Below are 14257 nucleotides of genomic sequence, written 5' to 3' on the forward strand. Positions count from 1 at the left end.
CCGACCTGGGCCGCGACCCCGACCTGGATCGGGTCGCGGCTGGTTGCGGCTGGTTGCAGCTGGTTGCGCTGAAGCACACGCGCAGGCCAGCGCGCGCCCCGTCGTCCTGACGGGGCGGCGTGCGCCACCGCGGCGACGTGGCGCTCGAAGCTGCCCACGACCGCGCGAGGGCCGCCTGCGACAGGCGCCGACCGCGAGGTGCGCGGGGAACGGCGGTGTTGCACCCGGTTGCACCCGGTTGCACTCAGGCCGGCCCGTCGGCGTGGGACCTCCACGAGCAGGGCGGCCACGAGACAGTGCGCCGGACGAGGCCAGGGGCGAGCGGCGCGTCCCGGTATCCCTGCGGCGTCGCGCCCGCCGAAGGCGACGGGAGGCGGCCGCCCCTGCGCCCCTGCGCTCTCGCAGCGCGCTCGGCGCACCGCGGGGAAACAGCCGATCTCTCGCCTGGCACGGCCCTTGCGAAACGGCTTTGCGTCGCGACGACACGATGAACAGGGGCGCTGAAGAGCGCTCGATGCCGTCGCGCTGACCATCAAACTCTTTTTCTTCTCTACGAGGAGCAAACTATGTTGATCCGTAATATGTGTGCGGTCGTTGTGGCTTCGCTGTTCGGGTTCGGGTGCGCCGTCGACGCGGGAGACACGGGCGACCTTGACGAGGATCGCGAGGAGCTCGCCGGCGCCGGCGACGAGGAGGCCGTCGCGAGCGACGCCGAGGCGCTCGCCGTCGGCGCGCCGCGGCGGCATGCGAGCTTCAGCCGTCATTACGGCGGGAACATCGTGGAAGAGGACCATTACCCGGAGTTCGGCGGGATGTGCTCCCCGGGGTACGAGAGGGTGAGGGTCGACGTGAGCTGGAACGGGAACGGAGCCTGCGAGTTCGCCGGCTGGGTCAACCCGGGCAATCCGACCGATTGCCGCGCGAAGCTCCATGTGCACACGAACGCGTTCTGGGGCGGCGGAGAGTGCATGGCCACGAGCTTCGAGGCGCGCAGCAACCTCTACACCTGCGGCGACAGGCTCCGGAATTATTGCGGCGGAGCCGGCCCTCAGCCGAACGGTGCAGCCCCGGTGTGCTTCTGCGACAACTCTTGCACCGTGTACGGGGACTGCTGCCCCGACTACCATCTGGTGTGCAATTGAACCACGCACGTCACCCGCGCACGTGAACGCGCTCCCATGCGCAGGTGAACGCTGCCCTTCCTCACGCATCCTGCCCGTTCACGGAGGTGGGTTGCCACCCGATCTCCCCGACGAGACGGCGTGTCAGCTCCTGGCGCTTCGATGCCGGCGACGGAACGTCAACAGCGCAAGGCCCACGGCGACGGCCGCGGCGTAGGAGCTCCTCGGCTTCGCATGGCCGACGACACAGGCGCATCCGCCGGATTCAGATGCGGGAGCTGGGTCCGCGCCGGGGTCGGCGCCGCCGGCGGTGCCGCCTGGGGCGCTGCCGCCCGCGGCGCCGACCCCGGCGCTCCCGCCGTCACCCGCGGAGCCACCGCTCCCCGCTGCGGGTCCGGCGCCGCCGGCGTTCTGAGCCCCCCCGGCGCCGCCGCCCGAGCCGCCCGCGCCGCCCGAGCCGCCCGCGCCGCCCGCGCCACCGCTGCCGCCAGAGCCCGAACAGTCGGTCTCTGGATCGACACCACCGGCCTCGTCGAGACCGAAGAACGCGAGGATGGCGTCGTGCTCGTACGCCATGGAATGCGCGCCGTCTTTCCCTGACCAGGCCTCGAACACCGTGGTACCACACTCGTTGCTCCAGAACTTGCGCTCATAGGTGGTCCCGTTCGCGGTGGTCGTGCTGTCGGTCGAGGTCGGGGTCTCGCTCAGCTCCAGGACGTTCGTCCATTCCTTGATCGCCTCGCCCTGGTTGTTGTAGTTGATCGTCGCGTCTGCCGTGCCGTGGAAGATCTGAAGGCGCGGTCGATGTCCCGTATAGCCAGGATACATGGCACGAACCTGGTCTCCCCATTGCTGGGCCGTCTTGCTCGTTCTGCCCCCCGCGCAGTTGCCGCTCCACTGGTTGCTCGGGTCGAAGCCGTCCGCCCAGCACCCAGCTGGCACCCCCGCCCTCGCCGCGCCAGCCCTGAAGATGTCCGGGTACACCGCCAGCATGGCTTGCGTCATCATCGCTCCGGATGAGCCACCCATCACGTAGACGCGCTCCGGGTCGCCGTCGTACTTCTCGAGCGTGTACTTCACCATCTGAGCGACGGCCTGCGTGTCGCCGCCACCGTCGTGGGTCAGGGATTTCATCGTGCCCACATCCCAGCAGTTGCGGCCCGTGGCCTCCGGAAGGATGATGATGAAGCCGTTCTTGTCGGCCCCCGCGCGGATCCCCGAGATGTTGCTGAAGAACCCGCTCACCGGCGTGCTACAAGAGTGGCAGGCCACCACGATGGGTGGATTCTCCGCCAGCTGGTCCGGGACGTAGATGTGCATGTTGACGTAGTCCGGTACGCCGCTCGCTCCCCACGTTGCCCGGTTCACCGGCACCACGGACGCCGCGTGCGCTGGCTCGGCCGCGAGCAGCCCCAGAGAGATCGACGCGAGCACGAGAACGTGATTCTGAAATCGACGCATGTCCGAACACCTCTTGAGCTGGCGTCGCCGACGATGGCGCGCTTGGCACGTTGATCCTAATCGACACAAGAACTTCGGCGCAAGCCGCTTCGAGTTCTTCCATTCCGGAAAAATTGAACCAAGCGCTCCCGCGCCGCAGAACGTCACCGCGTTGCAGACGGCCGTGAGCCCGCGGCCGCGCGGCGCTCCGCCGGCCAGGAGCGTGGCTATCTCCGGAACCGCTCCGCGTCGATCCCATACCGCTTCAGCCAGCGCTGGATCTGCATCCGCGCCTTGCCCATCTCGCTCGCCACGGCGGAGATATTCCCTCTGTGCACGCCGAGCAACCGGACGAGCTCCTCCCGCCGCGCGGCATCCCCTGCGTCCCCCCCTTCCAGCGCGCGTTGCACCGCAGGGGAAAGATGCTCCAGCCCCACCTGCCCCTCCTCCCCCGCGAGCACGACCGCTGTCTCGAGGCACTTCTCCAGCTCTCGCACGTTCCCCGGCCAATCATGACGGAGCATCGCCCTCGCCGCGCGCGGGTGGATCCGGACCCGCGCGGCGCGCTCCGGCGGGAGGCGGGCGAGGAGCGCGCCGATGAGCAGGCCGAGGTCCTCGCGGCGCGCGCGGAGCGGGGGAAGCTCGACCTTGTGGCCGGCGAGGCGGTTCCAGAGATCGCCACGAAACGCGCCGTCTTCGACCATCCGCTCGAGGGATCGGTGGGTCGCCGCGATCACCCGGAGATCGACCGCGACCGAGCGTGTGCCGCCGATCGGGCGGACCTCGCGCTCCTGCAGGGTCCGGAGCAAGGCCGCCTGCGCCGGCGCCGGCAGATCGCCGATCTCGTCGAGGAACAGCGTACCCCGGTCGGCGCTGCGGACGAGGCCGAGGCGATCCTCCGTCGAGCCCGAGAAAGCTCCCCTCTTGTGGCCAAAGAGCTCGGCCTCCACGAGATCTTTCGGGAGCGCGCCGCAATTGACGGCAACGAAATCGCCGGTCCGCCGCGAGAGCGCGTGGAGGGCGCGCGCCATCACCTCCTTGCCGGTGCCGGTCTCGCCTTCGAGGATCACCGAGACCGTCGAGCGCGCGATGGGGATGAGCCTCGCGAACATGCGATGGAGCTGAGGGAGCACGGTCGCGAGGCCCGGGGCCTCCGGACGCAAGGCAGCCCAGTCGAGCACGGGAGGATCGTTCGGATCGCAGGCAATGGCTTCCCGGTAGATGAAAAAACTCTGCCCGAGCTCGATCCGATCGCCGTCCTCGAGCTCGGCTCGAGTCGTTCGAACACCGTCGATCAGCGTGCCGTTCTTGGATCCGAGGTCGTCGAGGACCCAGCGCTGGAGCAGCTTGCCGAGGCGCGCGTGGGTCGAGGACATGTGGCGATCGTCGGTGCGAACCGTGAGCCGGCGAGCGCCGACCACCGCCTCGACCTCGCGGGCGGCCCCGCGGCCAAGGATGAGCTCGTCGAGCTTCGCGAGCGAGAACCGCATGGGAGGGGCGAGCGGGCGGTGCGCCTCGAGGACGAGGAACAGGTGGGGGCGGTGATGGACGTCGCCGATCTCCTTGGGCTCCTCGGTGGAGGAGAGCGTTCTGTTCTCCGGACCGTCGATCATCGCATTTTCTGCATACACCATCTCCGGACGGGCGTCGCCGAGGCGCAGCCGGGCACTGGACGCAACAGGGGGTGCAACCCTGCAACCTGCGCCTCGCAGACCGAGAGCCCGGAGGGGCGTTCGACGGGGGCGGGCATGGGTCTTGTAAGGGTGCTGGGCATGAGCTTTCGACGCACCCTTGCCGCGCTCGCCCTCGTGCCCGCCTTCGTCACCATGGGGTGTACGGCCGGAAACATGATGGAAGACGAAGTTACCGCCTCGACGCGGCAGGCCCTGAGGGGCCCGGCTTTCGAGATGCCACAGAATGGGCTCGACCCCAGAGCGCTCCCCCGGAACGCCTCGCTGCTGGAGGCGCTGAGATACCACAAGCTCGATACCCAGGGGCTCGACGCGATCCTGTCGGCGAACCCTCACATGGCCGAGCGATTCATCGACGCAGCCGCTGGCAACGCGAACGAGCTCATGGAGGTGATCGTGTCGTGCGCGCTCGGTCCCGATGAGCAAGTGAAGGCCACGATCCACGCCGAGACATTCATCTGGCGGGGCAAGCTCGGCCTTTGCGGCAAGGAGTCCCCGCTGGGTAGCTGGGGGGATCTACCCACGAAAGAGTGCCTCGAGGTGGTCTCGAGCTGTGTCCTTGCGCGGCTGAACGCCCTGGATAGGCAGGTCCCCATCTCGATCCGCGGCCAGGATGCGAGCCTCTTCGTGCTCCGGGACAAGGTTCGGGTGGAGCGCGAGCTCCGCGACCGGGCGCCGATCGCGAGCTTCGAGGCATGCACGCCCTACCACACCGAAGGCGAGAACAGGCGCGACTGCGGCTGGCAGGCGGCCTACGTGGGCAGGTGCGAGCCCAAGGCCTCGGTGACATTGCAGCGCGAGCGCTGGTCCGTGGTTCAGCCCATGGTGCGCGTGTGCAGAGGCATTCACGGTTGCAATCATGATCAACCGGACGTCGCGAGCTCCCGGGATCTGCCTGGTTATGCGGGCTTCGTGGCAGACTTCGCCGAGGAAGAGGAGATCTCGTTCCCTTGCCCGCCTGGCGACCTGTTCAGCGTCATGCTCGCGTCGCCGGACCCCAAGGAGCAGTTGCCGCCGGAGCTCGACGTGGTCCCCTCTCCCGGCACCCCTGCCAAATATCCCGCCAGGGAGGAGGACGTCTTCACGTATCGCGAGGGCTCGTTCTTCGGCGACATCTTCAATGGGCCGAAGAATAGATACGCATGCTACAGCGACATCTGGAGCGCCGGGAAGGCACACCTCGCCGACCGACTCTGCGGAGGCCCCAGTGACGAGGATTGTCTCCTGCAGGAGCCCTTGCCTTGTCGAGCCGCGCCAAGCAGCGACGAGCGCACGGCGCCTGCTTACACGCAGCTCTGCTTCGGTGAAAGCAAGGCCCCCAGCTCGGCGTACCTCGACTGCGAAGGGGAGCAACGTGTCCGTCGTCCGTGGCAGCACGGGATCACCGTCTTTCTCAGCGACCCTTGCGCCCTCTCCAGCGACATCAAGGGCTGCTTGCTGGCGAACAAGTGTATCCACAGCGAATGCACCACGGGGGCCGCACTCGACGATGGATGCAGCCCCGTCGTGACGAGCATCTGCGCCGCGGATGCCTACTGCTGCAACGCCGCCTGGGACAGCATTTGCGTCACCGAGGTAAAGACCGTGGCGAAGAGCGCGCAGTGCGTCGAAGGCACCTGCGGCCACACGCTCTCCACCGCGGGCGATGAGCTCACCCCCGGCTGCGACGTGCCGTCCCTCTCCTCGCCCGGTTGCGTGGCCAGGATCTGCAAGACGGATCCCTACTGCTGCAGCATCGCCTGGGACAGCATTTGCGTTGACGAATTTCAGCGCGAGTGCGCGCTCACCGAGTGTTCCCACGACGAATGCACGACCGGCGCAGCGCTCTTCGGCGACTGTAGCTCGCTCGCGATGAGCATCTGCAGCGTGGATCCCTTCTGCTGCACCACCGCCTGGGACAGCGTCTGCGTCAGGGAAGTCCAGACCGTGGGCGGCCAAGCCTGCGACTGAGCCACGAGCAAAGCTCCGCTCACCGCGCCGGCGCCTCGACAAGCCGCCGCATCTCCGCCACCGCGGGCACCGTCTCATCCGCCACCGACCACGCGTCCAGCACCTGCTGCGCGAGCTCCCGCGCCCGGTCGCCTTCCCCCCGCCGCGCCGCGCGGCGCGCGGCGCGCACCACCGCGAGGCTCGCCCCGTTGAGCTCCGAGGAGCGATCGGCGAGCGCCGCCTCCAGCCGCGCGACGAGCTCGCTCTCCCCCGTGCGCTCGAACGTCTCCACCATCGGCTCGGCGAGCACCTCGACGAACGGCCCCGGCGTCCTGAGCAGAGGCCGGAACGCTCGCGCCGCGCCCGCAAAATCTCGCTTCGCATAGCGCTCGGCGCCCTCGGTGAAGGCGTCCGCGTCCGGGAGGGCGCTGTACGACAGGCGCTGTCGGAGCTCCCGGAATCGGGTGAAGCAGCGGCGGGATACCGCGGGCGAGGCGTGCGCGCAGATTGCAGGGAGCCGGAGCGGGACGTCGAGGTATGCGCCGTCGAGCGGCGGAGGCTCGGGATCGAGGAATCGCTCCACGAGGAGATCGGCGATCTCCTGCGCGCGGCCGAGGACGAGCGCGATCTGCAGCGCGCGCCAGGCAATCTCGAGGCGCTGCACGCGCAGCCATCCGGCGTCGTCCGCCGCGACGACCATGGCGCGTCTGGCACGCTCGAGCGCGGCGCCGAATCGCGCCTCGCTCGCCTCGAACCGCACGAGGAGCAGGTCGCTCGCCACGCGGTGGACGGGATACCCCCCCGTCGCGAGCGCGACCGCGATGCCCCGCGCCTCCTCGTGCGCGCCGGAGGCGAGCAGCTTGTCCGCGAGGGTGCCGGCCACGGACGTGTCGAGCGGCGAGAGGACATAGGCGCGCCGGGCAGCCGCGAGCGCAATGGCCCTGTCGCCCGGGCGCTTCGCCTGAAACAGCCAGCCATAGCTGTTCCAGGGCACCCAGGCCTGCATCGCGCGCAGCGTCGCCCCTGCGCTCGTGGTGCCATACGTCACCGAGAGGAGCTGGAGCCAGGGCGCGCAGCCCTCACCGATCGGGTTCCTCGGCTCCGCCTGGACCGCGAGCAGGGCCATCTCCGCGGCCCGCTTCGGGTCGGGCGACTGAAGGAGGCACGAGAGGGTCGTGGCGAGCGTCGAGCGCCCGAGCGGCGTGGCCTCGCGCGCGAAGCGGCCCTCGAGCTCGGCGATCGTGGCCGGATCGTCCTTGCGCAGGGCGACGTGCTCGACGCGGCCACGCGCGGCGAGCTCGCCCGAGGAGGCAGGCTCGCCGCGCGGAGGCAGCTCCACCTCCGGCAGCGGAAGGCCGAGCGTGTAGGCGCAATGGCGGCCCTCGGCGCGCCCCAGCTCCGCGAGATCGGCGCTCCTCGCCGCGACGCGGGAGCACTCGTCCGGGAGCCCACCCGCGTTGTTGCTCATGGCCGCGGCGAGGTCGAACAGCACGAGGGCGCCGCCGATGTCGCGCGCGCGCGAGAACTCCGCCATGGTGGGATCGAGAGAAGGCGCCACCGGGAGCGCTCCCCGCTCGGCGAGAGGATTCATCGCGTCCCGCACGGCTTCGTAGAGGGCACGCCCGGCGCCCACGGAGCGGTCGATCTCGGCCCCGTCGGGGCCGCGGAGGGTGACCGTGATCCGGAAGCCGGAGCCCTCCCGGACGACCTCGCCGTCGACGTAGGCGGCCGCTCGCCTGTGCGCTTCCTCGACCGCTCTGGCGCGTGCTCCGGGCGCGGCGTAGGGATCCTCGGGGAACCGGTCCACGGGCTGCGCCGGGAGCGCCAGGAGCTCGGCGGGGATGAGCGTCCGCCCGGAGGCCCCCCCCAGCGCGAAGCGCGCTCGTTCGCAGAAGAGGGACGCCGCTGCAGCGCCCAACCACCCCGCAGGCGCGTCGACGCCCGACGCATCGAAGGGCGGGCACGCCAGCACCGAAGACGGCGAATGCAGGGGCGAGACGGGAGCGGGCACGGCCGAGGCGGAAGGAGGCACGGCTCGTGCGGACATCTGCCGATAGAGGACCGATGCGCCGGCGACCGCGACGAGCGCACCGCCCGCCAGAGCCAGCAGCCCGATTCCCGCCCTTCGAGGTCGACCGGGCGGCGACGACGCGCGCAGCGATGGCACCGGGTCTTCAGGCGCCGCCTCTCCTCCCGCGCCGACGGGAGCTGAAGACTCGATCTCCGACACCGAACGTGTCGTCGTCGAGCCCTCGGGGAACGCCGACTCGGTCTCTTCCGACGCGGTCCCCGTGGCTCCGGGTCGCGCCCCGCCCTCCTCGTGGACGCCGCCCCCTTCCGCGGCCGCCACCGTCTCCGCAACGGATCCCTCCACGCTGCCGGGGGCCGGACGAGGCAGGTCGAGGGGAGCCACGTCGGCGATCCCGAGCGCGTCGCCGAGCGCGCGCACCGCCGCGGTCGCCGTGGCGAATCGCCGGTCCGGATCGACGGCGGTCGCCTGCGCGAACCATGCATCGAAGCCGCCGGGCAGGAAGACGCCTTTCATGGCCGCGCGTGCGCTCGCCGGCTCCACCGGGCCGTACGCCGCGCTGAGCGCGAAGGCGACGAGGTTGTCTTCTTCCTTTTTTTCATCGACCCAGTACGCCTCGCCGACGAGGAACGTATAGGCCATCATCCCGAGCGCGTAGATGTCCGTCGCCGCCGAGACGCGCCGGCCCCGGAACTGCTCGGGCGCCATGTAGAGCGGCGTCCCCACGGTCTGGGTCGCGCCTCCGCCGGCGGTGCTCTCGGCGATGATTTTTGCCACGCCGAAATCGAGGATCTTGATGCGCCGCTCGCCGTCCGCGCGCACGCTGAGAAAGACGTTTGCCGGCTTGAGGTCGCGATGGACGATCCCCGCCCGGTGCGTCTTGTCGAGCGCGAGCGCCATCTGGTGCAGGCACGCGAGCGTCTCCTCGGGCGAGAACCGCCCCACGCGCCGCAGACATCGGCCGAGCTCCTCACCGCGGAGCAGCTCCATGACGAGGAACGGCACCCCGGTGGCGTCGTCGACCCCGGCGTCGAAGACCTCCACGATGAACGGACTCTCGATGTGCGCGGTCACCCGCGCCTCGATCTCGAACCGCCTGCGGAGCTCGGGGCGCTCGATGATATGGGAGAGCATCACCTTGAGCGCCCACCGGCGATCGGTCCCGAGGTGACGCGCCTCGTACACCGCGCCCATGGCGCCGGCGGCGAGGCGGCGAACCAGCCGATAACGGCCGGCGAAGATTGTCCCCTCGACCACCTCGATGGATACCACGCGAGCCCTCGTGGAGAAGGATATACCTTGGCGCTCCAGCCACGGTCCACGTTTTCACGCCGCGATGTCCCCTCCGTTCACCGTCCGCAGGCCTCACAGGATGACTGCGCCTCAGCGACTCTCGCGGCTACGCGCAGGCGGCGGCCCCGACGGCTGCCAGCAGGGCACGACGAGTCGGATGGTCCGGCGTACCCATCGATCTATCGCGATCCGTAAACGGCACAGCCCGACGCGCGAGGCGCTGCTCGCCGCGACCGTCGAGGAGCACCTGCCCGCGCTCGCTGGACACCGCGGACTACGCGGGCGATCCGGCGCCTGCCGCCGGCCGAGACGGCGCCACGGCGTCTGCGGGCAGCGGCGCTCAGCGCCCGGGCGCGCTCAGGCCGCGCTGGCGTCAGGGCTCACCGGCGCGGAGCGACACCGCGCTCCGGCCGGGCGGGCTCACGGCGCGTCGAACCGGTACGTGGTCGCCTGGGCCGCGGCGCGCTGGCCGAACTCGCCGCAGAAGGCCGTCAAAGCGCGATAGCCGCTCGTCGGCAGCATCTTCCGGAACTCGAGGTGCGTGACGAGACAGAACGTGCAGACCTCCAGGTAGCTGAGATCGCGATCCTGGGACAGCCCCGCGCGCGCCGCCTGGAGGTTGTCGTCGAGCCAGGCCAGCATGTTGAGCAGGCTCTTCTGCAGCTTCGTGAGCTGCGCGTCGTCCTCCGGCGTCCCCGCGAGCTGGCCCATGATCAGCGTGACCTCGGTGGCCATGGCCTGCACGACGAGCTCCTGCGCGTTCGCGGTCAGCGCCTCGGTGAGGTGCTCGGGCCAGACCACGCGCCGCTGCACCGGCGCCCGACGCGCGAGCTCTCGGCAGATGTTGAGCGAGCCGAGCCACGTGGTCGCCCCCGTCCGCAGGATCGGCAGGCGCAGCGCGGGATTGCCCGCGTAGTCCGCGGTGTCCAGCGAGCGCAGGTCGGGTACGACCTCGAAGGCGCAGGCGACCCCGAGCTCGGCGGCGAAGATGCGCGTGACGCGCGTGAAATGGGAGCTCGAGCGACCGACGAGCGTGGGAACACGGCCAGGATCATGCGCGGGCTCGGTCACCCGCACGGACTACCACATGCGCCAGCCCGGGGGCCAGACGGTCACCGGGGCGGCCGGCGCGGCCGATCGGCCGGCCCTGCTGCTCCCGCCCATCACGGGACAGGCCCGATCAGAGGCAGATCCCGAGCTCGGGGTAGCCGAAATCGGTGCAGAGCCCGCCGCTCGAGCAGGGCGTCCCGAGGCCGGAAAGCTGAAGCGCTATCCGAAACCGAGCGCAGCGTGGCAGCCGTCCCATCGTACAGCCACGCTGCACACGTTGGTGGGTCGATGACCGCCATGCAATCCGCTGTCGTGAGAAAGCGGCGCCTTATCGAGACTCACTCACGAATCGAGCTCAGGTCGCTCGCGGCGCAGAGCGAACGAGACATGTCCGACAGAGGCTGGCCCGGGATCTTGCCTGGGAACGGCCCCAGGAGAAAAAAAAAACCCGCCAAGGCGCCAAGAACGCCAGGAGAGGAGAGTATTTTTCCGGCGTCCTTGCCAGCTCGTCCCATTTCGGCGTGCGGAAGGCGCTGCCCGCTGCACACGGAACCAGGAACGAGGGAGCGCAACTCGACAGATATTTCCAACACCTCATCTTCATGCGGAGACCTCTCCGGATAAACGACAACATCGCCTGTGCGCGCACCATAGCGGGAGACCGCGGCCAACATCGAGATCCAGCGTCGTCATTGCATTGCATTGACACCATCGCATGAAACGCTCAGCTCGCCCGTCATCACGCATTGCATCGTGAGCGCCAGCGCGCTTTTTAAGATGTTCATGAATCGATCGCGCGGCGAACGTCGCGCGACCATGACCATGAAGAGGTACCTTGCTTTACTTTAACACTCCGCTTCGACTGGTCTTGTGCCTGGCCATCGGCACCTCGGCGACGGCCTGCAACCGGTTCAACATCGATCCCGTGGGTCCCTGGCGCCGGCGACACGGACGATAGCGACGCCGCCACCCCGCGGCCGCGACCTGGCGCGCGCGGACGGGACGACGCCCGGTGTCGGGCGGCTTCGACGAGGAGGCCGCGTTCAAGAGGTTCAACCCCGCGTTCATGGATCTGCTCGGGCGGCACGCCGAGCTCGATGACCCGGAGATGCAGGCCTTCACCGACCTCATCCTCCAGGTCACCTATCCGCCCAACCCGATCCGGAGCCTCGATAGCTCGCTCACCCCCTCCCAGGAGAGCGGGCGCGACGCGGGCGACGCCGGCGTTCAGCGCGATTGCAGGAAGTACCTGCGCGCCGCCTCGCAGAGCTCCGGCCAGCGCTGGGCGAGCGCGGGATCGGCGGCGAGGCGGGTTGCCCAGAAGGCGTCGAGCGCGGCGCGCGCGGCTGGAGAGGGAACGCCGTAACGCGCGTGCGTGCTCTCGACGTAGGCGGGGTACAGCTCGCACGCGACGACGAGGCCGGCGTACTGGTTGAGCGTGAGCGTGAGCGGGGGCGTCGAGCGCGCGCTGAGCGGGTCGCCGGTGCTCGCAGGCGCCGGCGCGGAGGGAGGCGGGGCGCTCGGCAGGGGGGCCGGCTGAGCGCCCGGGATGGCCGAGGGCGGGGCGCTCGGCGCGGCGGCCGGAAAGGCGCTCGGGCCGGCCACGACCGGGGGGCGCTCGAGAGGGAGCGACGGCGCCGCGGGGCCGTGGTGCGCCGCCGCCGGGGGGATCTCGTGCGGCGGTGCTCCGTTGTGGCCCGCGACGGGCTGAAAAGGAAGGGCCGCGTCAAAGCGCGCGACGGCCGACCGCGGGCGCTCCTCGGAAGCCACCGGGATGAAGGGCAGCGCCGAGTCGACGAGCCTCCCCATCTCGGGGAGCGTCTTGCTGGCGGGCCTGGTCTCCTCGTCCCACACGGGAGGCCCCGCTCGGGAAGACGGCGGCTCCGTCCGGGGAGCGGACGCCGCCACCGGCACGGACTCGGGCACAGGCACGGCCATCGGCGCGGGCGCGGCCAAGGGCGCGGACACGGCCATCGGCGCGGGCGCGAACATGGCGATCGGCGCGGACACGGCCGTCGGCGCGGCCACGAAGGGCAAGCCCGCGCCCGGCCGAGAGAGCGGCCCCGACGCCTCGACCAGCGCCGGCGCGCCCGTCGCGGCAGCGTCAACGGCTGCCGCTGCGGCTGCCTCCGCCTCGCGCCGCGCCGCGGCCCGCTTCGCCTCCGACAGCCGCTCGTCGAGCACGCGATGCACGCCCTGGAGCGCGCCCAGCGCCTCGGCGCTCTCGCCCTCCGGGCCGAGGACGCGGCCGATCGCCAGGAGCATCTCGCGCGCGGCGCGCAGCGCCGGCTCGTCCACCGCGCGGCCCGGCAGGTGCCGCCTGGCGAAGGCCGACAGGTCGCCGTCCTCGCAGCGGGCCAGGTCCGCGAGCCGGACCGCCACGCGGCGCCGCTCCGGATCGAGGCTGCTGCCCCGCAGCGGGCGCATCGCCTCGTCGAGCCGAACGAGCGCCTCGGCGAGCGGGCTCCTCTCGGGCGTGGTCGCCTCCATCACGGGTCCAGGGCGCGCGCCGCTCACGGGGAGAGCACGATGACCGTGGTGATGCTCGGCACGATCGCCATGCCGACCGCGTTCGTGCTGTTTTGCAGCGAGATGCTCGTCAGGCGCGTCATCGGCGCGCAGCCGACGATCACCGTGAAGGCCGCGGTCACGTTGCGCGACGGGCCCATCACCATCCCGGACGCGACGCCGAGCGCGACGCCCGGGTTGTCCCCCATCGTGAGCGGCGCGACGGTCAGCATGTTGTGCGCCGGCGCGCACGTGACGAGCACGTTCGGCACGAACATCACGCTCATCGGATGCAGCGAGATGTTCGGGTACGGGATCGGCACCGGGGCCGGCGTCGGGGTCAGGCACACGTCGGGGAACGCCAGGCACATCCCCCCTGCGGTCGTCTTCGCGAGCATCGATTCACCCCTCGTCCTTGCCGGCGTCCGCGGCGCCGCGCGGCACGCCCTTCAGCCGATCTTCACCTGCTCGCCGTCGAGCTTCGCGAGCGTCCGCGCGGCGACGATCGTGTTCTCCCCGCGGACGGCCGCGAGGCCCTCCGCGCGCAGGTCGAAGATGCCCGCGCGCACCTGTTCGAGCGCCTCGATGAAGCGGAACGCCTTCTTCGCGCGCTGCACGAGGCGGTCGGCGCGCACCTCCATGCGCTCGGCGACGACCACCGCCTGCTGGAGGTGCGCCTCGAGCGAGCGGCCGACGAGCCCGAGCTCCTCGATCGCGGCCGTCGCCGCCTGCGCGCGGATCTGGAGCTTGCCCGTGAACAGACCCACCTCCCGGGCCGCGGCGATCTCGATCTGATCGCCCGCGCCGAGCCCGAGGCGCCCCGTCGCCTGCACCTTCAGGTCGCCCTCGGCCACGATCCGCGTCGTCGCGCCGGCCTCGCCCTCGAGCACCGCGAGGACGAACACCTGGTCGCCGTCCGCCGCGCAGAGCACGCGATCCCCCGCGTCCGGCGCGACGAGGCAGCTCTTCGCGCGCCGCGCGACGACGAGGCCGCCGCCGAGCTCGACCAGGAGCCCCGACGCCGTGCCCCGGACGACGCCCGTCTCGAGCGACGGCGCACGCCGCGGCGACGCCTCCATCGACGGCAGATCCACCGCGGCCAGGAGATCGTCCTGCGCGCTGTCGTCGTGTGCCACCGTCAGGGGCTCGCGGGCCGCCGTGCTCTGCATCTCGGGTCTCCTCGGCCTGGCTCCGCC

General features: G+C 70.7%; 10 protein-coding genes and 1 pseudogene. 3 read left to right on the forward strand and 8 right to left on the reverse strand.

Going from position 1 to position 14257, the window contains the following annotated elements; all coding sequences use genetic code 11:
* The first annotated feature begins 566 nt into the window (after positions 1 to 566).
* Positions 567 to 1142, forward strand: a complete 576-nt coding sequence (locus WMF28_RS24510; RefSeq protein ID WP_437595721.1) for a hypothetical protein — start codon at positions 567 to 569, stop codon at positions 1140 to 1142.
* A 123-nt stretch (positions 1143 to 1265) separates the two neighbouring features.
* Here the strand turns inward: WMF28_RS24510 and WMF28_RS24515 are convergent, their stop codons facing one another.
* Positions 1266 to 2582 carry an extracellular catalytic domain type 1 short-chain-length polyhydroxyalkanoate depolymerase gene (locus tag WMF28_RS24515; RefSeq protein WP_437595722.1) on the reverse strand — a complete coding sequence of 439 codons (1317 nt, stop codon included), beginning with the start codon at positions 2580 to 2582 and terminating at the stop codon, positions 1266 to 1268.
* 206 nt (positions 2583 to 2788) lie between these two features.
* Positions 2789 to 4174 carry a sigma 54-interacting transcriptional regulator gene (locus tag WMF28_RS24520; protein ID WP_437595723.1) on the reverse strand — a complete coding sequence of 462 codons (1386 nt, stop codon included), beginning with the start codon at positions 4172 to 4174 and terminating at the stop codon, positions 2789 to 2791.
* Between the two features lie 159 nt (positions 4175 to 4333).
* Between WMF28_RS24520 and WMF28_RS24525 the strand changes: the two genes are divergently transcribed.
* Positions 4334 to 6202, forward strand: a complete 1869-nt coding sequence (locus WMF28_RS24525) for a hypothetical protein (protein ID WP_437595724.1) — start codon at positions 4334 to 4336, stop codon at positions 6200 to 6202.
* A 19-nt stretch (positions 6203 to 6221) separates the two neighbouring features.
* Here WMF28_RS24525 and WMF28_RS24530 read toward each other — a convergent pair whose 3' ends face one another.
* From WMF28_RS24530 to WMF28_RS24540, 3 genes are all read right to left on the reverse strand, one after another.
* The gene (locus tag WMF28_RS24530; RefSeq protein ID WP_437595725.1) at positions 6222 to 9482 is read right to left on the reverse strand and encodes a protein kinase domain-containing protein; all 3261 of its coding nucleotides are present in this window, start codon (positions 9480 to 9482) and stop codon (positions 6222 to 6224) included.
* 441 nt (positions 9483 to 9923) lie between these two features.
* Positions 9924 to 10580 carry a glutathione S-transferase family protein gene (locus WMF28_RS24535; RefSeq protein WP_437595726.1) on the reverse strand — a complete coding sequence of 219 codons (657 nt, stop codon included), beginning with the start codon at positions 10578 to 10580 and terminating at the stop codon, positions 9924 to 9926.
* Between the two features lie 662 nt (positions 10581 to 11242).
* Complete coding sequence (locus WMF28_RS24540; protein ID WP_437595727.1) at positions 11243 to 11377, reverse strand: hypothetical protein; 135 nt, start codon at positions 11375 to 11377, stop codon at positions 11243 to 11245.
* A gap of 161 nt (positions 11378 to 11538) precedes the next feature.
* Here WMF28_RS24540 and WMF28_RS24545 point away from each other — a divergent pair.
* A pseudogene (locus tag WMF28_RS24545) lies at positions 11539 to 11763 on the forward strand (hypothetical protein); the annotation flags it as partial.
* A gap of 17 nt (positions 11764 to 11780) precedes the next feature.
* On the opposite strand, the gene WMF28_RS24550 reads toward WMF28_RS24545, so the two are convergent.
* From WMF28_RS24550 to WMF28_RS24560, 3 genes are read right to left on the reverse strand one after another with little or no spacing between them, the layout of a single operon-like run.
* Positions 11781 to 13043 carry a hypothetical protein gene (locus tag WMF28_RS24550; protein ID WP_437595728.1) on the reverse strand — a complete coding sequence of 421 codons (1263 nt, stop codon included), beginning with the start codon at positions 13041 to 13043 and terminating at the stop codon, positions 11781 to 11783.
* Between the two features lie 23 nt (positions 13044 to 13066).
* Positions 13067 to 13459, reverse strand: coding sequence for a DUF4150 domain-containing protein (locus WMF28_RS24555; RefSeq protein ID WP_437476167.1), 393 nt, complete (start codon positions 13457 to 13459; stop codon positions 13067 to 13069).
* Positions 13460 to 13510: 51 nt separating this feature from the next.
* Positions 13511 to 14230 (reverse strand): DUF3540 domain-containing protein, encoded by a 720-nt coding sequence (locus tag WMF28_RS24560; RefSeq protein ID WP_437595729.1) that lies wholly within the window; start codon positions 14228 to 14230, stop codon positions 13511 to 13513.
* Positions 14231 to 14257: the final 27 nt, after the last annotated feature.

Origin of the sequence: Sorangium sp. So ce590 (assembly GCF_051521365.1) — a bacterium.
Classification (GTDB): Bacteria; Myxococcota_A; Polyangia; order Polyangiales; family Polyangiaceae; genus Sorangium.